Source organism: Erwinia sp. HR93 (assembly GCF_034555055.1).
GTDB classification, from domain to species: domain Bacteria; phylum Pseudomonadota; class Gammaproteobacteria; order Enterobacterales; family Enterobacteriaceae; genus Apirhabdus; species Apirhabdus apintestini.
This window is the reverse complement of sequence record NZ_JAXUDP010000001.1, coordinates 61,022-80,661: the sequence shown is the minus strand read 5'-3', so window position 1 is coordinate 80,661 and position 19,640 is coordinate 61,022. Positions and strand designations below refer to the sequence as shown.

23 protein-coding genes and 1 tRNA gene are annotated in these 19,640 nt (G+C 45.5%); 6 read left to right on the top strand and 18 right to left on the bottom strand.

Annotated features, from left to right (window positions below; genetic code table 11):
• Positions 1–18: 18 nt before the first annotated feature.
• The 5 genes from SFA31_RS00390 to SFA31_RS00370 are packed head-to-tail and all read right to left on the bottom strand — an operon-like array spanning position 19 to position 2,293.
• Complete coding sequence (locus SFA31_RS00390) at positions 19–342, bottom strand: YegP family protein (RefSeq protein WP_322836213.1); 324 nt, start codon at positions 340–342, stop codon at positions 19–21.
• A 46-nt stretch (positions 343–388) separates the two neighbouring features.
• A complete protein-coding gene (locus SFA31_RS00385) occupies positions 389–763 on the bottom strand; it encodes a hypothetical protein (RefSeq protein ID WP_322836212.1) in 375 nt (124 codons plus the stop codon).
• Between the two features lie 55 nt (positions 764–818).
• Positions 819–1,478, bottom strand: coding sequence for a DUF421 domain-containing protein (locus SFA31_RS00380; RefSeq protein WP_108704835.1), 660 nt, complete (start codon positions 1,476–1,478; stop codon positions 819–821).
• Between the two features lie 54 nt (positions 1,479–1,532).
• Positions 1,533–1,781 carry a GlsB/YeaQ/YmgE family stress response membrane protein gene (locus SFA31_RS00375; RefSeq protein WP_023344890.1) on the bottom strand — a complete coding sequence of 83 codons (249 nt, stop codon included), beginning with the start codon at positions 1,779–1,781 and terminating at the stop codon, positions 1,533–1,535.
• 14 nt (positions 1,782–1,795) lie between these two features.
• Positions 1,796–2,293: an E3 ubiquitin--protein ligase gene (locus SFA31_RS00370; RefSeq protein WP_322836211.1), complete on the bottom strand. Its 498-nt coding sequence runs from the start codon at positions 2,291–2,293 to the stop codon at positions 1,796–1,798.
• 245 nt (positions 2,294–2,538) lie between these two features.
• Between SFA31_RS00370 and SFA31_RS00365 the strand changes: the two genes are divergently transcribed.
• Positions 2,539–3,027 (top strand): TIGR00645 family protein, encoded by a 489-nt coding sequence (locus SFA31_RS00365; RefSeq protein ID WP_043015963.1) that lies wholly within the window; start codon positions 2,539–2,541, stop codon positions 3,025–3,027.
• 206 nt (positions 3,028–3,233) lie between these two features.
• On the top strand, positions 3,234–3,566 hold the full coding sequence (locus SFA31_RS00360) for a conjugal transfer protein TraD (RefSeq protein WP_322836210.1): 333 nt from the start codon (positions 3,234–3,236) through the stop codon (positions 3,564–3,566).
• Positions 3,567–4,188: 622 nt separating this feature from the next.
• Here the strand turns inward: SFA31_RS00360 and SFA31_RS00355 are convergent.
• The 5 genes from SFA31_RS00355 to SFA31_RS00335 form a co-directional block, all read right to left on the bottom strand.
• Entirely contained in the window at positions 4,189–7,098 is a 2,910-nt protein-coding gene (locus tag SFA31_RS00355; protein ID WP_322836209.1) for a type III restriction-modification system endonuclease, read from the bottom strand.
• 2 nt (positions 7,099–7,100) lie between these two features.
• Entirely contained in the window at positions 7,101–9,119 is a 2,019-nt protein-coding gene (locus SFA31_RS00350; RefSeq protein ID WP_322836208.1) for a site-specific DNA-methyltransferase, read from the bottom strand.
• 11 nt (positions 9,120–9,130) lie between these two features.
• Positions 9,131–9,415, bottom strand: a complete 285-nt coding sequence (locus SFA31_RS00345) for a hypothetical protein (protein WP_000623194.1) — start codon at positions 9,413–9,415, stop codon at positions 9,131–9,133.
• A 178-nt stretch (positions 9,416–9,593) separates the two neighbouring features.
• Entirely contained in the window at positions 9,594–10,841 is a 1,248-nt protein-coding gene (locus SFA31_RS00340; protein ID WP_322836207.1) for a tyrosine-type recombinase/integrase, read from the bottom strand.
• A 179-nt stretch (positions 10,842–11,020) separates the two neighbouring features.
• Positions 11,021–11,096, bottom strand: a tRNA-Phe gene (locus tag SFA31_RS00335).
• 130 nt (positions 11,097–11,226) lie between these two features.
• On the opposite strand from SFA31_RS00335, the gene SFA31_RS00330 reads away from it, so the two are divergent.
• The gene (locus SFA31_RS00330; RefSeq protein ID WP_322836206.1) at positions 11,227–11,376 is read left to right on the top strand and encodes a hypothetical protein; all 150 of its coding nucleotides are present in this window, start codon (positions 11,227–11,229) and stop codon (positions 11,374–11,376) included.
• Positions 11,377–11,446: 70 nt separating this feature from the next.
• Here SFA31_RS00330 and mltC read toward each other — a convergent pair whose 3' ends face one another.
• From mltC to mutY, 3 genes are all read right to left on the bottom strand, one after another.
• Positions 11,447–12,526 carry a membrane-bound lytic murein transglycosylase MltC gene (gene mltC / locus SFA31_RS00325; RefSeq protein ID WP_322836205.1) on the bottom strand — a complete coding sequence of 360 codons (1,080 nt, stop codon included), beginning with the start codon at positions 12,524–12,526 and terminating at the stop codon, positions 11,447–11,449.
• An 83-nt stretch (positions 12,527–12,609) separates the two neighbouring features.
• Positions 12,610–12,885, bottom strand: a complete 276-nt coding sequence (locus tag SFA31_RS00320; protein ID WP_322836204.1) for an oxidative damage protection protein — start codon at positions 12,883–12,885, stop codon at positions 12,610–12,612.
• Positions 12,882–13,964, bottom strand: coding sequence for an A/G-specific adenine glycosylase (mutY, locus tag SFA31_RS00315; protein ID WP_322836203.1), 1,083 nt, complete (start codon positions 13,962–13,964; stop codon positions 12,882–12,884). Before mutY ends, SFA31_RS00320 begins: the two co-directional genes overlap by 4 nt.
• 149 nt (positions 13,965–14,113) lie before the next feature.
• Between mutY and trmB the strand changes: the two genes are divergently transcribed.
• From trmB to SFA31_RS00300, 3 genes are all read left to right on the top strand, one after another.
• A complete protein-coding gene (trmB, locus tag SFA31_RS00310; RefSeq protein WP_322836202.1) occupies positions 14,114–14,833 on the top strand; it encodes a tRNA (guanosine(46)-N7)-methyltransferase TrmB in 720 nt (239 codons plus the stop codon).
• The gene (locus tag SFA31_RS00305; protein WP_322836201.1) at positions 14,833–15,159 is read left to right on the top strand and encodes a YggL family protein; all 327 of its coding nucleotides are present in this window, start codon (positions 14,833–14,835) and stop codon (positions 15,157–15,159) included. Before trmB ends, SFA31_RS00305 begins: the two co-directional genes overlap by 1 nt.
• A 65-nt stretch (positions 15,160–15,224) precedes the next feature.
• The gene (locus tag SFA31_RS00300; RefSeq protein ID WP_322836200.1) at positions 15,225–15,947 is read left to right on the top strand and encodes a DUF2884 domain-containing protein; all 723 of its coding nucleotides are present in this window, start codon (positions 15,225–15,227) and stop codon (positions 15,945–15,947) included.
• Positions 15,948–16,018: 71 nt separating this feature from the next.
• Here the strand turns inward: SFA31_RS00300 and SFA31_RS00295 are convergent, their stop codons facing one another.
• From SFA31_RS00295 to SFA31_RS00275, 5 genes are all read right to left on the bottom strand, one after another.
• Complete coding sequence (locus tag SFA31_RS00295) at positions 16,019–16,960, bottom strand: hypothetical protein (RefSeq protein WP_322836199.1); 942 nt, start codon at positions 16,958–16,960, stop codon at positions 16,019–16,021.
• 90 nt (positions 16,961–17,050) lie between these two features.
• Entirely contained in the window at positions 17,051–18,184 is a 1,134-nt protein-coding gene (gene hemW, locus SFA31_RS00290; protein WP_322836198.1) for a radical SAM family heme chaperone HemW, read from the bottom strand.
• Positions 18,177–18,770, bottom strand: a complete 594-nt coding sequence (locus SFA31_RS00285) for an XTP/dITP diphosphatase (protein WP_322836197.1) — start codon at positions 18,768–18,770, stop codon at positions 18,177–18,179. The genes hemW and SFA31_RS00285 overlap by 8 nt, the downstream gene beginning before the upstream one ends.
• A gap of 16 nt (positions 18,771–18,786) precedes the next feature.
• Positions 18,787–19,077 (bottom strand): DUF167 family protein YggU, encoded by a 291-nt coding sequence (gene yggU, locus SFA31_RS00280; RefSeq protein ID WP_322836196.1) that lies wholly within the window; start codon positions 19,075–19,077, stop codon positions 18,787–18,789.
• Positions 19,074–19,628 (bottom strand): YggT family protein, encoded by a 555-nt coding sequence (locus tag SFA31_RS00275; RefSeq protein WP_322836195.1) that lies wholly within the window; start codon positions 19,626–19,628, stop codon positions 19,074–19,076. Before SFA31_RS00275 ends, yggU begins: the two co-directional genes overlap by 4 nt.
• Positions 19,629–19,640: the final 12 nt, after the last annotated feature.

The following is a 19,640-nucleotide window of genomic DNA, read 5'->3' as shown; positions in this document are numbered from 1 at the left end:
CCACAACCCAAAATTTTTTTACTTGATCGTTGCTGTTGTTCCATTTGTTTTAACGGAAGCGATACCTGTATCGCGGGATTGCTTAGATGCGTACATCTGGCTGGTGCCAATTACCTGATGATTGGCCGCTTTTAGGTTAAAATAAAACTTTCCATTAGATGAATCTTTCAGTTCGTATCGTTCATTAAGTTGGCAGTTTGCCTGAACCGATGCGATACCATTTTCTGCAGAGTTTTTGGTAGTGTAAAGTTCACTGGTCAGGATGACTTCTCCATTACCAGCTTTAAGAACAAATTTATACTGACTATTAACGCTTTTATCTAATTCGAACCAACCAGCCATATTAACTCCTTTAAAAGATATTTATTACACTGCTATTGATCAAAAATTATAACTCTGGAAGCCAGAACTGGAGAGTTAAAACGTTTGTTTCTCCCACCCTCACATTATAGAGGCAAAGCTCTACCATTGTTCCTTCAATATTTATCAGTGGATACAATGTGTTTAGCGTGGTCCCTAAACTATTATTCCAGTTGCAAAGAGTCATTTTCGAGCTATTTTCACCATCAGGAGAAAAAAAGACCGTTTGCTTTTCTCCTGAGTCATTGTATTCAACATTGAGTGTTAACGTTTTTGCTTCTGCCAGTTCCGGGAATTTTTCAGGTGTTAAGCTTACCGAAACAGATAAAATTTCAGTTGATGGGATAACGTAAGTTCCTTCACCAAGAAGTGTACGGCCTCCAAGGCGTGCTGTGATAGTCATAGTTCTTACCTGTTAGTCATGTAAAAGAAATGAATTGCAGCTTATACTTTAAGTATCAATGTTGATTTCGCTTCACTTTCCCATCTTTGAGGATAAATGTAATTTCTCCATCCCAGAACTCTGCAATGAATACCTGTTCTCTTTCTATTCCAGATTCTTTGAGTAGGTTATCGAGCCACTCTTCGTCTTTCTCAATCCCGTTGAGTTCTGAAAGGCGTGCTCTTCCATCTTTCATAAGAATTATTGACGGCATTTTACCGCCTTCGCAAACCACAGACAGAGAACCACTTGGCTCTATTTGTGCATAGCGTATTTCCTGAAATGAATGTACGCCCTGAGAGTGGAGTTGAGACGCGACATTGATGATATCTATTTTATTTCGACGCCTGAGTATATTTTCCATCAAAAACTTTCCGTTTTTAATGATCGGGATTGGCTCACCAATGGTAAATGACCTGAAAAACCAGACGTGTTTACTTACCCAATTGAGTAAAGAAATAAGAGCAACACCAATAAACAATGTAATGATGTATTGATGCATAGGTATAGCATCACTGTATATAACGCCACCTATAATCCCGCCAAGAACAAAGTTCCCGATGAAGTCAACTGGAGTCATTTGTGAAAGCTGGGTTTTGCCAGAAAAGTTCAGATGAGATATGACAACAACAAACCCGATAACAAACTTAAGCAGAACAATCCCGTAATATTCCATGTTTAAGTCCTTGCCTTTGTAAGAGGGGCATAGCCTATGCCCCTCTTTATAACTTTAGCTTTTAACTTTGTTGTAGATGTATAGAACAACGATAGCGCCAATTACTGCCACGACGAAGCTACCAAAGTTGAACCCATCAACCTTACCGAATCCGAAGAACGTGCTAATGTAGCCTCCTACAACAGCACCGACGATCCCCAGAATAATGGTGACGATAATCCCTACGTTTTCTTTACCCGGCATAATCCATTTTGCGATGATACCAGCGATAAGGCCGAAGATAATCCAAGATAAAATACCCATATTGCCTTCTGTAATTACTGTTTGTTTTCAGTTGGGGTAGAATCAGCTTGTGCTGGGGTATTATCCTTTTTCATGCTGTCTTTGATTTCTTGGGTCTTAGCCGCAGCATCAGTTGCCAGCTCGTTAGCACCGGAGATGGCTTGTGCCTTGATTTGTTCAGCCTTCTCTACTACTTGATCGCTTTTTTGTTTAGCATCGGCTTTCACTTCATCTCCTTTGGCTTTAGCCTGATCAGCTAAAGCTTGTGCTTTAGCGTCAGCTTCTGCCTTGATGGAATTTGCCTTCTCAGTGAGTTGATCTGCTTGCTTATCGGCTTCCTGCTTAACAGCATCAATATGCTTATCCGCTTCGTCTTTAATGGATGAAGCTTTGTCAGCAGCAGCATCTTTAATCTGGCTGGCGGCTTCCTTAGCTTGATTAAGGTTGCTATCCACTTTCTTATCCGCGTCATCACAACCAGCAATGAGAAGGGTTATTGCTGCAGCCAAAATCGTTTTGTTCCATAACTTCATAGAGAATCCCTCTTTTATTTGTTTTTGGTATAAAAGTAACAGTTCTTTGTAGAGCAGCTTTACAGTTGCTAGTGTTCGCAACATTATTTTTATTTTATCAAATATAATGACATATTGAGTCAGGTCAAGAAGAGACCTGTTTTCATTTGAAATGCCTTTGATTTTCGAAAAAAACAATAGTTAAGTAATGGTAATTTAATCAATAAGTTGGCAGTTAGTCATTGTGTTTAGAACAGGAGATTTTTATGGGCAATTTATTTACGCGTATCTTATTTGGAGCAAGATGGATAATGGCTCCGGTATATCTGGGACTATCTGCCAGTCTGATAGTTTTAGCCTATAAATTCTTTGTAGAGTTGTATGAGATAGTGTCGAACGTAGCTCATTACAACAATGAAGAAATAATACTTAGCCTGCTATCACTTATCGACTTCGTTCTGATAGGGGGATTGCTTGTTATGGTGATTTTTTCCGGGTATGAAAACTTTGTCTCGCGGTTGAATGTAAAAGGGGCAGATAATGAGTTGTCATGGATAGGCAAGATGGATGTGGAATCTCTAAAAAATAAGGTTTTCTTTTCAGTAGTTTCAATATCTACTATCCATTTACTGGGTGTTTTTATGGAGTCAAAGAATATTCCTAATGATAAAATAATCATGTATATGGGGCTACAACTTTGCTTTGTTATCACTGCCCTGTTAATGCAGGTATTAGAGAAGCTGTCTAAAAAGTAATTAGCAAAACATTCGGGTGAGCTAGCTTACCCGAATACTATTTATCAGAAATACTCAAATTTTATCTTTCAACAACCTTGCCTCAATCTTTCAGATGTTTAATATAACTAGACAATATTAAATATCTTTCTTCCATTACCTTTACTTAATCATAAAACGAGTTTATTTATGAATTAACGAATTAAATAATATAAAAGGAGTTTGTAGTGGAAAAAGAAGATAATGTATTCATTAAAAATAAAGAAGGTAAAAAGCTTAGAACAGAAAAAACAATTAAACAAAAAATAGCCTCAGCACAGATGCGTCTGAATCGCTTGAAGAGTAAAGAAAAATCTCTATCCAAGAGCGCAGAGACACGCTTAAAGATCATTTTGGGTGCTGAAGTAGCTAAAGCTGCGGGCTGTAAAGTAGAAGAGGTGGATAAAGAGTTAATATTAGGACTCATATTACAATTGACGAATATTAGCATTGAAGATAAAGCAAGATTAAAATTACGAGGAAAAAGGTTTCTTGAGGATATGGTTGGGAGGCAGAAATGAAGTGCCTATAGCCGTGAGAAACCTCTATATAATTTGATGCGTTAGCTTGACATGTAAAATCTTATGATTTATTTAAATGATAGGTGTTTTATTCTATGTTGATGTTCCGAGCGCCCCAATAAGCTGTGAGCCGAGCGATCCAGAGTGAATAGGATAGAAATAAAAATGCTATTATCTATCTCTGGCTCTTTTATAGGAAACAGCAACGGGGAAAGGAGTGTCAACTAATAGCAGCCTATACAAATGCTCTCTGGTTGTTACATACCATATATTGACATTCAGTAATATACCATGAGATATAAAAAAGATAAGATATTAGGAGCTTGGTTTGATCCTATAATTATGGAGGATTAAATTTATTTGTGATTGGTGATAGCAAATATATTTTTAATAAACATTAAAATATATTTGACAATCTGCATTTAATATTATATTTAATAAGGGTTCCTTGAGAACATTCACTTCATTAAGTGTCTGATTGCCCCATATATGGGGAGTAGTTTACAGCCCAATGGGCTGATTTATTTGCCCCAAGTGTGGGGATATGTATTCTCTCCAATGGAGAGTTCCCTTCAAGGGAAAAGGAAAGGGCCTTACGGCCCTTTTCCATAAAAAAATGTTATCATCCAACTTGTTTAATCAGTTCGGCTATTCTGTCTGCAGAAAATTGTGTTCTAAACTCGACTTTGACAGATTTACTTATTTGACTGAATAGTGCTTGTGCATGTTTTATCTTACGTTCTTCTTCAAGTCTTAAACTATCCTTCCCATCTACATTTTTTGTTTCGATAATAAAGTTTAAGTAATCACCTTTTTTTGTTTTGACAACATATGCAAAGTCAGGGGAGTACGTGTATCCACCTGCTACCGGGATCTTAATGGAGTTCTTCGGTATCTTTGTAAAAACAGCTACAGACTGGATCTCTCCATCTGTTATGTTGAGCCTTTCAAGCTCTGAGTCATAAAAGACTTCTTCAAAAAGATAAGAATCCAACGGTGGTTTTGTGTTGTCATTCAATATGCCAAGATCACTTGATAATACCTCACTCACAGGCTCACCGTCTGCATTAGTGAACTTTGTAGGATGAATTGAACCTGAAATCACATTATATCCAAGGCTGAATTTGTTAAATGAATTGTTCAACAAATACTTGCTAAAACCAGATTTAATCTTTCTGATTGTTTGAATGTTCAGGTATTCAGTGATATTGATAGTGTCTTTTATATCACAAAAAACCTTATGTAAGGTGTCGTGTTTAGCAAAAATAGTTTGTGACAAGTTATCAAGAAATTCCCGATAGCTCATTGTGTTTAGTTTAGCAAAGTTATCATCGTCACTGACGATACTTTTCGACATTGCCATATCATTATGAATATAAATTCTATCAATGCGAGTATGAACGCCTGATTTAGTGAATCTTTTTGTTTCTTCGAGCATAAATGACTTGAAAATGGATAAGAATTCCTTTTCGCTATTTATTTTATACTCAATCACTGCTTTTTGATTTATCAAATCCCATAATTCTTTCAGCTCACTGAACTTACCAACACGCATTTTACTCCGTCTTTTTCCATCAGTGGCTTTTTTAATTTTGCTTGGTTTCACTCCTGTAGGGAATGCTGCCGGATATTTAGCTTTTAAGCGGCTATAGGCATATGAACCTTTGAAGTTTTCATTATCATCAATGATCCCATCATCAAAGATTTCATTCATGAGTGTTCTGGATGAAAGCTCAGGATACTGAGATAGTATTTTATCCTTAAGTTCTTGAGTAAACTTACTTGGAACTGTTTCTTTGAAAGAGCTATCGTTGACCTCTTTGACAAGAGAATCGACGAAATCTTTTTCTGTAAAATCAACATAATAGTTGAGATTAAAATTGCGGTCTTTCACACGGCACATGTATTCATTCACTGGAAGACGTAAACCACGCCCTACCTCTTGAAGTTTAGATGTGGTGCTACCGCTCGAACGGAGCTTACAAATCTGAAAGACATTTGGGTTATCCCATCCCTCACGCAACGTCCATTTAGAGAAAATGAAACGGCGAGGATTTTCTAAAGATAATAAACGCTCTTTGTCATGAAGGATTTCGTTGATTTCTTGTTCAATTTTATCATCCTTATCACTATTATCTTTTGAAAAATAACCACCATGAACAGAAGATACATCCTTAACAGTTTTTTCTAGGTAGTTTCTGTAAAACTCATCTTTTTCTGTTTTTAACAGTTCATTCGCTTCTGCCAAAATGAACGCTTCAAACTTAGTTTTCAGGCTTCCGGCAATATCATTACCATCACGATACCCTTCAATGTCATCAATGAAGAATAGAGTAAGAGGCTTTATACGTGGTCTTTGTGTCAGATACTCTTTTTCTAACTTAAAGTGTTCTTTGACTGCTTTAAGCATCATGTTATCAGCGAGCGTCTGATCGTAAGAGTAGGGGTTTATTGAACTACCAATTTTTAGTTCAATACCATTACTCAACACTGCCGTGCTCTTGTTCAAGGCATCCAGCGTTAAATCATGAATTGCACTATGTGTTTTAGATAGTGATTCATCTTTTGCTAATCTGAATGTTTTTTTGTTCCCATTTTCATTAAGTTCAAAAGTGGCTTCTTTCCCATCAGATTTAACAAATCTGAGGCTGGCACTACCATCACCAATCATATCTTCAATATAAGCTTGAATACCTTTAACGAGATCTTCATTGAATGCGTCCACAGCTGTTAGACGATAAACTAAGTTTTTATAGCCCTCGCTAAAGGTTGCGCCATATCGGATAATATATTGAGCGTTAAATTTCTCAATGTTTTCCCATGTTTTTTTACCTGTAGGGAACTTATGAGGTTCATCAATAATAATTAATGGTTTAACCGCACTAAGAGCAGCAAATGGTGTATCAAACTGATTATCAAGCAATCCAACATCATAAGTGTCAGTTAAAGACTTAGAGTTAATCATCCCTGAGTTGATCACAAGAACGTGTATATATTTCTTATTGAAATTACTTGCTTCAACAAAATCATGGATAGCTTGAGGCATATACGATTTTGTATTTTTACCCGAACTTTTCTGGCTTTCAACAGCGTAAGTCTTTAGTTCACGCTCGTAATCGTCTCTAAAGTGTTCTTTTAAAGCATCGCTTTTTAAAAAGTTAACTGTTCCAGCTTTGATAGATAGGGTAGGAACAATGATGATAAACTTGTTAATACCAAATGATTTGTTCAGGTCAAAAATTGTTTTGGTGTAAGTATATGTTTTACCTGTACCTGTCTCCATAGAAACATCAATTACGTTGCTTTTAGCATCGTAATTATCTTTTGAATGCTCAATACCATTGAACTCCTGAACATTTTTTATGTTGTTGTAGTATTGTTGTTCAGATAGATTCAGTTCTGGATTAGCTAACAGGCGAATAGCAACATGATCCGTCTGACGAGGTATGGCGGAAACAAAAACATTCATGACCGCATCAACGCCAGCCTTTTGATGAGGTAAGTTCTTTTCGAATGTGAACCCTTTAGACATGTTTAGTTCCTCACCACCAAATCCAAATCAATTGATTTTTTATTGGCATAACTTTTTAATGCTTCATTAAGTTCCATCTGTTTCGCACTTTCGAAGTTGCTGCCATAAAATACGACTTTGTTTGGCGCAAAGTCTTTGTCCATATCTAACTTTTGAAGTAAAGCTTTCAGTGCTTCACTGGTAAAGTTTGGCGCAATCAGATACAGGCGACCATCGCATAAGTGTGCTTTGTAGCCGTTAAGATCTACATCTTCAATTGGTGTTGTTAACAAGCTGCCATCATACACACACCATGTAGTCAATAGGGTGTCATACTGTTCAGGAGTCAGTACAACATCATCAAAGAAAGTAAGATTAGAGAGGGTTAGTTCTGATTCATTTTTTGCACGGAAGTCGTTAACTGTTTCAAATATTTTGAAGCCAAGATCTCCATCATAATCGGGATTTTCTTTTTTTAACTTTTCTCCAGCTTTGATGATACGATCTTTGGTTATGTCGAAGATGGATTCATATCCTTCTTTATAAGCTTGTTTCTTTTTATCTGTTTTTTCATCTAATTGAACACAAATGAAGTTTCTATTCTTTCCATCCTCCATATTTAACTCTAGAATACCATGAGCTGTTGTTCCAGAGCCTGCAAAAAAGTCAAGATAAATATCATTAGCTTTGGAGTTTACCGAACCAAATAGTATTTTTATTAAACTTGTTGGTTTTGGGTAAGAAAAATATCCTTTTCCACCAAAGAGGTTTTCAACCTCAACACCACCATCACTTTTGGTTGAAATAATTGATCTGAGTAAAAACTCTTCAACTTCATCTAAAAATTTCACCGAACTTGGTTGGGTGTTTTCTGTACAAGCAAACCAAATTCCACCACAGATGGTGCTACCATCATGTAGTTTTTTAATGTCTGTATATTTTCCATCTATTCTTTTCGCAATTTCGTTAAAAGTTTCTTCTTTCCAGCGCCAACCTCTGTCTGGGATTTTTACAGGATTGTTAGTTAAAGGGTGTAAAACTTCATATGTAGGACCAAATGAATCTGCATTAGGCCAGCTCATATTAATTTTACCCCATGGCCTGTAATCTTCATTCAGACCATTGTAAAGTGTAATTCCGCGGTCATATCCATTAGAACTATAGAATTTTTTTAGTTGCTGCTCTGCTCTATCTAATGGTACCTTTTCTTTTTTTAATTTCTCAATGAATTGATATACATCATCGATTCCATCTTTCCGCATCAAAAACTCTTTGCTTATTTCATTAGTCTTTGCATAAGCAAGGATGTACTCATGGATGTTCCCGATGCCTTTATCATTCTTTGGAATGCGTTTATTCCATACGATATTTTCTATGAAGTTTGCTTCACCAAATATTTCATCACAAATGGTTTTCAGTTGGTTCAGTTCATTTTCATCAATCGAAATAAAGATCACACCATCTTCGCGTAGGAGTTCGCGAGCAATATAAAGACGAGGATAAATGAATGTAAGCCATGCACTATGACTACTTGAACCTTTGACAGTAAAATCGAGGATACGGGTAGCTTCATCAAGATCAATACCTGCAAGTGCAGAAAGCTGTTCAGGTGTAAACTTGCGATCATCGTTATATGCGAATCCATCCTTACCTGTATTGTATGGAGGATCAATGTAAATCATCTTCACCTTTTCAGCATAAGCATTAATCATATGCTTCAGTACTTCGAGGTTATCCCCTTTGATCAACAGATTCTGACTGTTCTTGTTCTCTTCAAGTTGGTTATGGTCTTTATCTTCGGTGAGCAACGTCTTCGGTGGTAGGTTAGCCAACAGCCGGGCATAGGACTTACCCAGCCAGTTTAAGCTGTATGACTCTTTAGAGAGTTCAACATCTGATGATTTGATGATCTCAAGCAGCTTTTCTTGAATAAACGCTCCGTTTTTATCAAAACACTGCGGAAAGTTAGCCTTCAAAACAGCAACCTGCTTACTGTTAGCAGTTTCAACTTCTGAAAAAAGCGTTTCTTTTTGAATATCCATTTTAAACCTGATTATTTATTGTTCGATTTAGTGGTATTTTTGATTGAAGCTTCACTTAAGCCTATGCGTAGTAGTTCTGCAGCTGCACCATCTATGCTTTTGAAGACTCGTGCTTCGTAAGGCTGTCTGGAACTACTTAAGACTAATGGCTTACCTTCCCATTCTGAACCATCAAAAATCACGGTATACTCCCCTTTAGAGCCTTCTATTGTTGCTCTATCAAGTAGACCTGATTTGACTCTTTCCTTAGCCATCGAGCTAAGGATAAAATTTCCACCATTAAGACCTGATATCATGGTTATTCCTCGGTATTTAATACTGCTACGATATCAAATATTGCTGAAAAATCATAATAGAATGGTGTAGTAGCCATCAACCTATGATGGCTATTCAAATATATTCAAAACAAGGGGTTACATGCTGTTATGTGATGGGTTATCAATCGGTTAGGCTTGGTTTTCTAACCCAAAACGATCACCTGTGGGCAAACTCAAACGGCCTGACTGCTCTTTCTCGATTGGCATCGAGATAGTCAGCCCACCACTGTAGCATTAGCCTACGCTCATCGAGATGTTCAGCAAGATGGATGTAAGCAGCGCGAACATGGTTACGCTCCTGATGGCTCATTTGACGTTCTACAGCATCTTTTGACCATAAGCCGGATTCGATTAAGGCACTACAGGCCATAGAGCGGAAACCATGTCCACAAACTTCTGTTTTGGTGTCATAGCCCATTTTACGAAGCGCATTGTTGACGGTGTTTTCACTCATTGGTTTATAGGCATAGTGATCGCCAATGAAGATGATTTCCTGATCGCCACTGAGCTTCTGAATTTCTCTCAGGGTTGCTATTGCCTGCTTGCTTAATGGGACAAGGTGAGGGGTTTTCATCTTTGAGCCACGGCTGGAGTGTTTTACCCCTTGAAGTTCGTCACGTTCTGCAGGTATCGTCCAGAGCGCATTCTTGAAATCAATTTCAGACCAGCGGGCAAAACGCATCTCACTTGAACGAACAAAAGTCAGTAAAGTGAGTCGCACAGCAAGGCGGGTGAGCAGTCTTCCTCTGTAGCTCTCAATGCGGCTCAGAAGCTCTGTAATGCGTTCAAATGGAAGAGCCGGGCGATGGACTCGTTTTGCTGTTGCAATGGCACCTGCTAAGTCCTGTGCAGGATTACTATCGATAATACTGTTATGGACAGCATATCGCATGATAGCGGTGATACGTTGCTGGAGACGAGCAGCAATCTCAAGATGCCCGGACTTTTCAGCCGCCTTAATTGGTTGGAGTAGGTCACGGGTTTTGAGGTCGGTAATGTTTCGTTTACCAATAACAGGGAACACATGGTTGGTAAGGCTGTTCAGCACTCTCTCTGCGTGAGTTTCTGACCAGTTGATGTTGCTTGCATGCCAGTCTCTGGCAACGGACTCAAAAGCAAGAGCGCCGCTTTGCTCTACCTTTTCTGTTTTTTTCTTTTCGGAGGGGTCGATACCAGCAGCAATTAATCTTCTGGCATCATCTCTACGGTTACGGGCATCAGCAAGAGAGACCGCAGGGTAGACCCCAAGAGCCAGTAGCTTTTGTTTTCCTGCAAAGCGGTATTGTAGACGCCAGTATTTGGAGCCATTGGGATGAATAAGAAGATGCATGCCGTTGCCGTCAGTGAGCTTTACAGGCTTGTCGGCGGGCTTGGCATTTCTTACCTTGACATCAGTGAGAGCCATCGTTTACCCCTCCCTGTGATGGTACAAAACGTATCGAACTAACAATACCAACAGATATACCATCAAGGCAATGTGGATGTTGATGAATGTTAATGAACGTCAGGGAAGGGGATAAAGTAGATAGTTTATTGACTTTAAAAAGAAAAACGGACGTCAATGGACGTCCGTGTATGAATAAGTGGTGCCCGGACTCGGAATCGAACCAAGGACACGGGGATTTTCAATCCCCTGCTCTACCGACTGAGCTATCCGGGCAACGGCCCGCATTAAACCGTAAAGCGCCGTATGCGTCAATGGGTTTGTCGCAAATAGGATGCATTGGTTGGCGAACTGCGCATTTTATTTACACTACGGGTTAAGACGCTGCATAGGCTATCAACTTTTTATGTGTTTGCTGACAGGCCTGCCTGATTTATTCTGTAACGCCAACGCCAACGCCAACGCCAACGCCAACGCCAACGCCAACGCCAACGCCAACGCCAACGCCAACGCCAACGCCAACGCCAACGCCAACGCCAACGCTGCTACGGTATAGCGCGGCCGGGTCTGTTTATCATCTTACAAACCCGGCGAGAAAAACCGCCTGTGGCGCCTGACAGGCTCTATTAACGCGTTCGGCGATAGCTGCGCTGTGCGGCGTTAACCTTCTGCAAATAGCGCCGCGATTCGGCAGACGGATGTTTCGATGTCAGCGTTTGATAAACGCCATCCGGCGTCAGGCTATTAATCAGGCTAAAGGCGCGGGTTTTATCGCGATCGAATACGCGCAGCACGCTGCCTGCGCCGCCGTTATAGGCGGTAATCACCGCGTAGCGTTTTGAGGTTTGATTATCGATGCCGGAAAGGTACACATCGCCCAGCATTGCTAAATAGGCGGTGCCGGTATCGATATTATTCGCCGGATCGAACAGATAGCTTCGGCTTGGTTTCCCCCATTTGCCTCTTGCCCGGAACACATCCAGCCCGGCGGTATGCTGCACTACTTGCATCAGGCCCAGCGCATCAGAATTGCTTACGGCGTAAGGGTTAAAGCTCGATTCCGTTTGCATAATGGCGAGGATAAGCGATTCATCCACCCCGTATTTTCGGGACGCCTCGCGCACCAAATCAAGGTACTTGTGCGCACGTTTATCCAGGTGGTTCGGCACCAGATTCAGCTTCACGCTGTAGATAATATGCAGGCCGCTATTTCTGCGCTGCAGGCGGTTTTGCAGCAGCCAGTCGGCAAAGCGTTTAGCCCGCCATTCCCAGCGAATAGGTTCGCCGTTATTGTCTACGACCTGGCCATAAAGGAACGGCTCTTTTGATATATGGATATCGTTGGCGTCAGAATATAAATCGACGCTGCCGGGGTCATCGCCCATCAGAAGTGTCATTACAATCGCCTGGCGTAAATGTTCCAGCGGCTCGGTTCCGTCTATCGTTTCAACGGTCATTGTCCCGGCATCGAAATTAATATGGCTGCGGGTTTGGTAGCCGTCGGTATATTTCACATAATCCTTAGGGCCGGCGATCAGTACTTCATTAAAGCCCCAAATATTTTCGATATTGTGCGCAAACTGCCCCATGAGAATATCGAAACCGTTGGTATCTTTGACCCATTCTTCGTGAAAACCGTCCGTTTTTTTATCGGAGCAGGAGATAAGCAGGGGAGCTAAAAGAGCCAGCGCTAACAGTTTTTTCATTGTTTTCGACGCATGATTAAGAGTTTACGGAACAGCATCGCGTTAGTTATCCGGGCTTAACGCCCGGTATGTTAAGCGGCCGTTTATTCAGCTTCAGGCGGCGTATAGCCTTCAATATGCACATCTTTCTTATCAAAAAGAAAACTCACCATCTCTTGCTCTAATAGTTTGCGATGCTCAGGGTTCATCATATTGAGTTTTTTCTCGTTAATGAGCATTGTTTGCTTTGCCTGCCACAGCGCCCAAGCCTCTTTTGAGATGTCATTATAGATTCGTTTTCCGAGTTCACCGGGGTAGAGCTGAAAGTCCAGCCCTTCGGCTTCGCGTTCAAGATAGGTACAAAAAATAGTGCGGCTCATGATAAATCCTCATTAACAATGCGGTGAACGGAAGGCGGTTCACTGCGTAATTGGTGTAACAGGCGCTCAACCGGCGCGGCCAGACCTACGGCAGGAGGGCGGGGTAAGTTATACCAAAGACCCGCACCTTCATCCATGCAGCCGCCGCTGTGGGACACAGAAAGCCACACGGGAATAATATCGAGATGGAAATGGCTGAACGTATGGCGAAACGCGGCAAGCTGCACATAATCGGCGCTTAAGCCGCGCTGCGCCAGCCAGCCCTGGAGTTCCTCTTCGCGGGTAAATTGCGGGAAACAGTACAGCCCGCCCCACAGGCCGCTTGGCGGGCGCTGATTTAAAAACACGTCGTCGCCATGCTGCATCAACAGGAACCAGCCGCTGCGCACCGGCAGCGTCTGCTTAGGCTTTTTACCCGGATAATCGGCCCATGTACCCTGAGCGTAGGCCTCACAGCCGCCGCTGAGCGGGCACAGTTCGCATTTTGGGCGCGAACGCGTGCACACCATTGCCCCCAGATCCATCATCGCCTGGTTAAACTGCGCGGTGCCGCGCGCCGGCGTCACTTCTTCGCTTAATTGCCACAGGCGGTTCTCAACCTCTTTTTTGCCCGGCCAGCCCGCGATGGCGTAACAGCGCGCCAGCACGCGCTTCACATTGCCATCCAGGATAGGGTAGTGTTTATCCAGCGCCAGAGAGAGAATCGCCCCGGCGGTGGAACGGCCAATGCCGGGGAGTGCGGCTATCTCGTCAAAATTTTGCGGAAAGGTGCCGTGATGCTGCCGGGCAACGATCGCGGCGGCTTTGTGGAGATTGCGGGCGCGGGCGTAATAGCCCAGCCCGGTCCACAGGTGTAATACATCGTCCAACGGCGCTGACGCTAAATCCGTCACCTCTGGAAAACGCTGCATAAAGCGCTCAAAATAAGGGATAACCGTTGCCACCTGCGTTTGCTGAAGCATCACTTCAGACAGCCAGACTTTATAGGGCGTTTTCTGCTGCTGCCAGGGAAGGGTTTTTCGCCCGTATTTGTCGTACCAGTCCAGCACCAGACGTGAAAACTGAAGCGCTTGCATCATGGCTGTATCATATTCCGCACCAAAGAGTTGGGGCATGATTCCAGCACAGAGCAGACGGCGCTGTAAACCGGAACTTTCCTGTGCTTGCATCCCGGGACTATCTTTGGATAATGCCCGTTTCTTTACCACTTATTCAGGCAGACACTGACATGATTAACGAGGTCATCTCCCCGGATTTTGATGAAAACGGCCGCCAGCTGCGCCGCATTCGCAGCTTTGTCCGCCGCCAGGGCCGCCTGACGAAAGGGCAGCAGCACGCGCTGGAGCACTACTGGCCGACGATGGGCGTAGAATTTAGCCCGCAGCCGCTGGATTTTTGCGCGCTGTTTGGGCGTGAAGCCCCGGTCACGCTCGAAATTGGCTTTGGCATGGGCGCATCCCTGGTGGCGATGGCGAAGGCGAATCCGCATCAGAATTTCCTTGGGATTGAGGTTCACTCGCCGGGCGTTGGCGCCTGTCTGAGTCAGGCCGTGGAAGAGGGCGTGGAAAATCTGCGCGTAATGTGCCACGACGCGGTGGAGGTGCTCGAAACAATGATTCCGGACAACTCGCTCACCATGGTTCAGCTTTTCTTCCCCGATCCCTGGCACAAAGCCCGCCACAACAAACGCCGCATCGTTCAGCCGCCTTTTGTTGAAAGAGTAAAAGGCAAATTAAAGCCCGGCGGCGTATTTCATATGGCGACTGACTGGGAACCTTATGCTGAACATATGCTCGAAGTAATGCGCTCGGTCGATGGCTACCAGAATCAATCGCCAACTGGCGATTATGTACCGCGCCCGGCGACGCGTCCGTTAACCAAGTTTGAGCAGCGCGGCCAGCGTCTTGGCCACGGCGTATGGGACTTAATGTTCGAGAGAGTAAAATAATGGCGAAACAGCGTAGCCGTCGTTTGCGTAAAAAAATGCATATCGACGAATTTAAAGAAGTCGGCTTTTCCGTGGCCTGGCGTTTTCCTGAGGGAACATCAGAACAGCAGGTAGATAGCGCGCTGGACGCGTTTATCAATGATGTTATCGAGCCAAACGGGCTGGCCTATGACGGCAGCGGTTATCTGGCGTGGGAAGGCTTAATTTGCACCCAGCAGGTTGGGCAATGCACCGAAGAGCATCAGGCGCTGGTGCGCGCATGGCTGGAAAATAAAAAGCTGGAAGAGATCCGCCTAAGTCCGCTGTTCGACGTGTGGTGGGATTAATAACAGGAGACGGCGCGCTACGTAAACGCGCCGTTTTTCTTCGCTGAAGACAAGGAATAGCGAATATGATGCGTAAAGCGCTAATGGTTGCGCTGCTGGCGACGGCGGTACAGGCTCATGCGGACTATAAATGTAGCGTATCGCCGCGTGATGATGTGGTGATTGCTGCTCAGTCCGTGCAGGTAGTAGGCGAAAACGGCAACCTGGTTATCGCCCCGGATGGCGGCGTGCAGTACAACGGCAAAGCGCCAGCGCTTACCGGCGCTCAGCGCGAGCAGGCCCAGGATTATCAGCAGGCGCTGCGAGATGCGCTGCCGTGGATTGATAACGGCGCCCGCAGCCGGGTGGATAAAGGGCGCGCGGCGCTGGATAAAATCATTACCCAGCAGGCGGGCGAGGACAGCAATATGCGTAAACGCCTGACCCAGCTTGATAGCCAGCTCAAGGCGCAAATGAATCGCATCATCGAGCATCGGCAGGACGGGCTAGCCTTCCATTATAAAGCTATCGATCAAGTACGGGCCGACGGCCAGCAGCTTGTTAATCAGGCGATGGGTGGCATTTTGCAGGACAGCATAAACGAGCTAGGCGCGAAAGCGGCGACGTCCGGCGGCGGTAACCCGCTGCAGGGGCTGCTGGGAAGCCTGGGCGGTATGCAAAATGCGATTCAGCAAGAGTGGAAGAGCCAGGAAAAAGATTTCCAGCAGTTTGGTAAAGACGTCTGTTCGCGCGTCACTTCGCTCGAAGCACAGCGCAAAGCTCTGGTAAACAGCCTCAACGCTGGCTGATATTTCATGCGTCTCACTGGCGATCGTCAGGCGGTCGCCAGTGCCTTTCTCAGGTTAACAAACGGCATTCTTCAGATGTTTTCACGGATGCTTTTCATCGCGTCGTACTGGCGTATTTTCCCGGCGATGCCCGCATTATCAGGGTAAAAGCGCGGATCTTCGCAGCGCATCTCGTAGTAATACAGTTCAGACATTAAATCTAATAGCAAAAAGAGCCGCACGCAGTTGTCGCGGGTGGCAAAATCCCCGTCGCTTAACATGTGTGCCGCTAAATGGCGGTTAAAACCGGCATAAGAGACGCCGGCGCCCGTAGGGTGAAATAAATGATTGTCGATGATTTGGGCGCACACTCTGGAAAATACGTCATAAAACAGAGGGTTGCCGGGTAAAGGCTGCCGCTGATGTCCGCGTGCAAAAAAAGTTCTCAAATCGGCGAAACTGAGTTTTTTACCGCCTTGCTGATACCCGCTCCAGCGCAATATTATGCCTTCGATAACGGGCACCAGCGTTAAAAACGCGCTAATTACATTGCCGCTATAAAACGCCAGCGCGGCGGCTTCGATGTAGCGTGCGAGCGGCTTAAAAGCAGAGAAGGCCTCAAAGCGCCCCTGCTGCTGCAGCGCCCGCAGCCGCGTATCCATAATGATGGAATCAATGAAGGAGATCGTTTGCGCTTCATTCGCAGGCATACTCTCCGCAAGACGTTTGAGCTTTCTGAAATCAGCCATAGTAGCGAAGCTCGGCAGGCCAAGTGCAAAGTTTGCCAGCGCATCGTTTAATTCGATAATGTCTTTTATCTCATCGCAGTGCGTGAAGGCGCCGCGCTTTTTTCGCTCCCGCTCCGCGCGCACTCTGTCCGCCCGCGCCTGTTCGAAGTGCTGCTGATACAACATAAGGCTAACCCGGTGCCACTCCTGATTATCGCTGATAAAACGCGCTTTTACCTGTGCCAGCGAATCGCCGGCATCCAGACAGGCTTTGCACTGCTGGGCTTTATGCATCGTTTTTGACATCGCGTAGACCTTTTTTGCAGCAGAGACATATTTTGTAGGCGATGCGGTGCGGGAAAATACCGCTAGCTGGCCAGCATCACGGCCTGAGGCTCATTCTGCCAGGAACAGTTCCAGCAGCGAATTTAAAAATAGCTTGCCGCGTTCGGTGACCTGCCAGTGGGTAGGCGATTCAACGAGATATCCCTGGGCGAGGGCGGCGTCGATTTGTGGGCGAATTTTGCTTTCCGGCAACCCGGTATAGCGTGAAAAATCGCCGCGCGGCGCGGGTTCCAGCAGGCGAAAGCGGTTCATAAAAAACTCAAACGGTCGCTCGGTCAATTCGACTTCATGCTGGCGACAGCGATAGTTGCCCTGCATATAGCCGCGCGGATGCCGGGTTTTGGCGGTGCGCACTATTCGGCCGTCAGGGAACGAGATTTTGCCGTGCGCGCCGCAGCCTATCCCTAAATAATCCCCAAAGCGCCAGTAATTGAGGTTATGACGGCACTGATAGCCCGGTTTTGCATACGCGGAGGTTTCATATTGCTGGTAGCCCGCGTTGGTCAGCAGTGTGTGGCCCTGCTCGTAGATATCCCACAGCGCGTCGTCATCCGGCAGCGCCGGGGGGCGAGAGCCAAACAGCGTATTAGGCTCAATGGTTAATTGATACCAGGAAAGATGCGGTGGATTGAGGGCAATGGCCTGTTTTAAATCGTCCAGCGCCTGAATGATAGATTGCTCCGGCAGGCCGTGCATCAAATCGAGATTGAAACTGCACAGCCCCAGCTCGCCTGCCAGCCGCGCCGCGCGAATGGCCTCTTCTGGCCCGTGAATTCGCCCCAAACGCTGAAGCTTTGCCGCATCGAAACTTTGTACTCCGAGAGAAATGCGGTTAATCCCCGCGCGCTGATAGGCGGAAAAGCGTGCGGCTTCAACGGTGCCGGGGTTGGCTTCCATAGTAATTTCCGCCTTGCCGTCAACCGGCAGGCGCGCCCGTACGCCGTCCAGCAGCGCCTGCATTGCTGCTCCAGACAACAAACTCGGCGTGCCGCCGCCGATAAATATCGTTTCTATACATCGGCCCTGCGCGTAGGGCAAATCGGCGTCCAAATCGCTCAGCAGATGGCGCACGTAATCGTCATGCGGCACTTCGCCCTTCAGCGCATGCGAATTAAAATCGCAATAGGGGCATTTTTGTACGCACCACGGGATGTGGATATACAGGCTGAGCGGGGGATTAACCATGACGCAGGGCGTCCAGCAGTTGAGTCAGCGCCTGCCCGCGATGCGAGCGCGCGCGTTTTTCTTCTTGGGTTAATTCAGCGGCGGTTTTCCCTTCTGAGGGAACATAAAATACAGGATCGTACCCGAACCCGCCGGTGCCGCTAGAGCGGTGAGCGATTTCACCTTCCCACTGGCCGTGACACACCAGCGGCGTAGGATCGTCGGCGTGCCTGAGAAACACCAGCACGCAGTGAAAACGGGCTTTACGCTGCCCGTCCGGCACCTGGGTCAGCGCGTCTAACAGTTTCTCCAGATTAGCCCGGTCGCTGGTCTCTGCGCCCGCGTAGCGCGCGGAATAAATTCCCGGCGCGCCGCCGAGGGCATCCACCGCTAGCCCTGAGTCGTCGGCAATGGCCGGCAGACCGGTAATACGGGAGGCGTGGCGGGCTTTCAGAATGGCGTTTTCAATGAAGGTCAGGCCGGTTTCTTCCGCGCTTTCTACGCCCAGATCGCTTTGCGCCACAATCTGCAAACCAAAATCTTCGAGCAGTGACGCCAGTTCGCGTACTTTGCCTGCGTTGCCGGTGGCGAGAACCACTTTTTGCATGAGAATACCCTGTGTCTTAATCAAGAAGCGCCGCGATGGGCGCCGGGATAACCTGAGGATCTGCGATCAGTAGCTGCTTATGGCGACCCAGTTCGCCTTTCTCCAGCGTAATCTGACTTTTCGCGACGCGAAATTGTTTGGCCAGAAACTTTATCAAATGCGCGTTTGCCTGGCCGTCTACCGGCGGAGCAGTAATGGCGACTTTGAATTCATCACCGTGTGCGCCTATCAGCGCGTCGCGGCTGGCTTTCGGCTGAATATAAAGCCGTAACACCAGCCCGTGCGGGGTTGCCGTTACCGCACTCACAGCAAATTCCACAGCCCCGGGAAAAGGTCCATTCCCAAATAATTCAGGAGGTACAGCACTAAAATGACGCCCATGCCGGAAAAATCAATGCCGCCCATAGCCGGGAGAATGCGGCGGATTGGCATCATCAGCGGCTCGGTGAGCTGCGCCAGCACAAATTCAAACGGGCTGCGTCCCTGGCTGACCCAGCTCATGAGCGAGCGGACTATCACCATCCAGAACACCAGCATGCCGGTCGCTTTCAGTAACGACAGCAGGCCGACCAGTAAATTCATCGGCGACAGCGACAGGGCACCGACCTGAATCAGCAGCAGCAGGGGATATTTCAACGTGGTCAATAAAAAAGCGACCAGCAAAGACGCGCTGTCTACCGGGCCGAGCGAGGGAATAACCCGACGTAACGGCCCGATAATTGGCTGGGTGATTTTCACAATAAATTGGGAAAAAGGGTTGTAGAAATCACAGCGTGACCACTGCATCCAAATACGCAGCAGCAGCACCATTACATACAGGTCAATCACAGTCTTGACCAGAAAAGTCAACGTCAACATGGCGTTCCTCAG

Excerpts from the sequence above, each read along its gene's own strand:
- SFA31_RS00390 (WP_322836213.1), bottom strand. The coding sequence starts at position 342 with ATGGCTGGTTGGTTCGAATTAGATAAAAGCGTTAATAGTCAGTATAAA.
- SFA31_RS00385 (WP_322836212.1), bottom strand. The coding sequence starts at position 763 with ATGACTATCACAGCACGCCTTGGAGGCCGTACACTTCTTGGTGAAGGA.
- SFA31_RS00380 (WP_108704835.1), bottom strand. The coding sequence starts at position 1,478 with ATGGAATATTACGGGATTGTTCTGCTTAAGTTTGTTATCGGGTTTGTT.
- SFA31_RS00375 (WP_023344890.1), bottom strand. The coding sequence starts at position 1,781 with ATGGGTATTTTATCTTGGATTATCTTCGGCCTTATCGCTGGTATCATC.
- SFA31_RS00370 (WP_322836211.1), bottom strand. The coding sequence starts at position 2,293 with ATGAAGTTATGGAACAAAACGATTTTGGCTGCAGCAATAACCCTTCTC.
- SFA31_RS00365 (WP_043015963.1), top strand. The coding sequence starts at position 2,539 with ATGGGCAATTTATTTACGCGTATCTTATTTGGAGCAAGATGGATAATG.
- SFA31_RS00355 (WP_322836209.1), bottom strand. The coding sequence starts at position 7,098 with ATGTCTAAAGGGTTCACATTCGAAAAGAACTTACCTCATCAAAAGGCT.
- SFA31_RS00350 (WP_322836208.1), bottom strand. The coding sequence starts at position 9,119 with ATGGATATTCAAAAAGAAACGCTTTTTTCAGAAGTTGAAACTGCTAAC.
- SFA31_RS00345 (WP_000623194.1), bottom strand. The coding sequence starts at position 9,415 with ATGATATCAGGTCTTAATGGTGGAAATTTTATCCTTAGCTCGATGGCT.
- SFA31_RS00340 (WP_322836207.1), bottom strand. The coding sequence starts at position 10,841 with ATGGCTCTCACTGATGTCAAGGTAAGAAATGCCAAGCCCGCCGACAAG.
- SFA31_RS00330 (WP_322836206.1), top strand. The coding sequence starts at position 11,227 with ATGTGTTTGCTGACAGGCCTGCCTGATTTATTCTGTAACGCCAACGCC.
- mltC (WP_322836205.1), bottom strand. The coding sequence starts at position 12,526 with ATGAAAAAACTGTTAGCGCTGGCTCTTTTAGCTCCCCTGCTTATCTCC.
- SFA31_RS00320 (WP_322836204.1), bottom strand. The coding sequence starts at position 12,885 with ATGAGCCGCACTATTTTTTGTACCTATCTTGAACGCGAAGCCGAAGGG.
- mutY (WP_322836203.1), bottom strand. The coding sequence starts at position 13,964 with ATGATGCAAGCGCTTCAGTTTTCACGTCTGGTGCTGGACTGGTACGAC.
- trmB (WP_322836202.1), top strand. The coding sequence starts at position 14,114 with ATGATTAACGAGGTCATCTCCCCGGATTTTGATGAAAACGGCCGCCAG.
- SFA31_RS00305 (WP_322836201.1), top strand. The coding sequence starts at position 14,833 with ATGGCGAAACAGCGTAGCCGTCGTTTGCGTAAAAAAATGCATATCGAC.
- SFA31_RS00300 (WP_322836200.1), top strand. The coding sequence starts at position 15,225 with ATGATGCGTAAAGCGCTAATGGTTGCGCTGCTGGCGACGGCGGTACAG.
- SFA31_RS00295 (WP_322836199.1), bottom strand. The coding sequence starts at position 16,960 with ATGTCAAAAACGATGCATAAAGCCCAGCAGTGCAAAGCCTGTCTGGAT.
- hemW (WP_322836198.1), bottom strand. The coding sequence starts at position 18,184 with ATGGTTAATCCCCCGCTCAGCCTGTATATCCACATCCCGTGGTGCGTA.
- SFA31_RS00285 (WP_322836197.1), bottom strand. The coding sequence starts at position 18,770 with ATGCAAAAAGTGGTTCTCGCCACCGGCAACGCAGGCAAAGTACGCGAA.
- SFA31_RS00275 (WP_322836195.1), bottom strand. The coding sequence starts at position 19,628 with ATGTTGACGTTGACTTTTCTGGTCAAGACTGTGATTGACCTGTATGTA.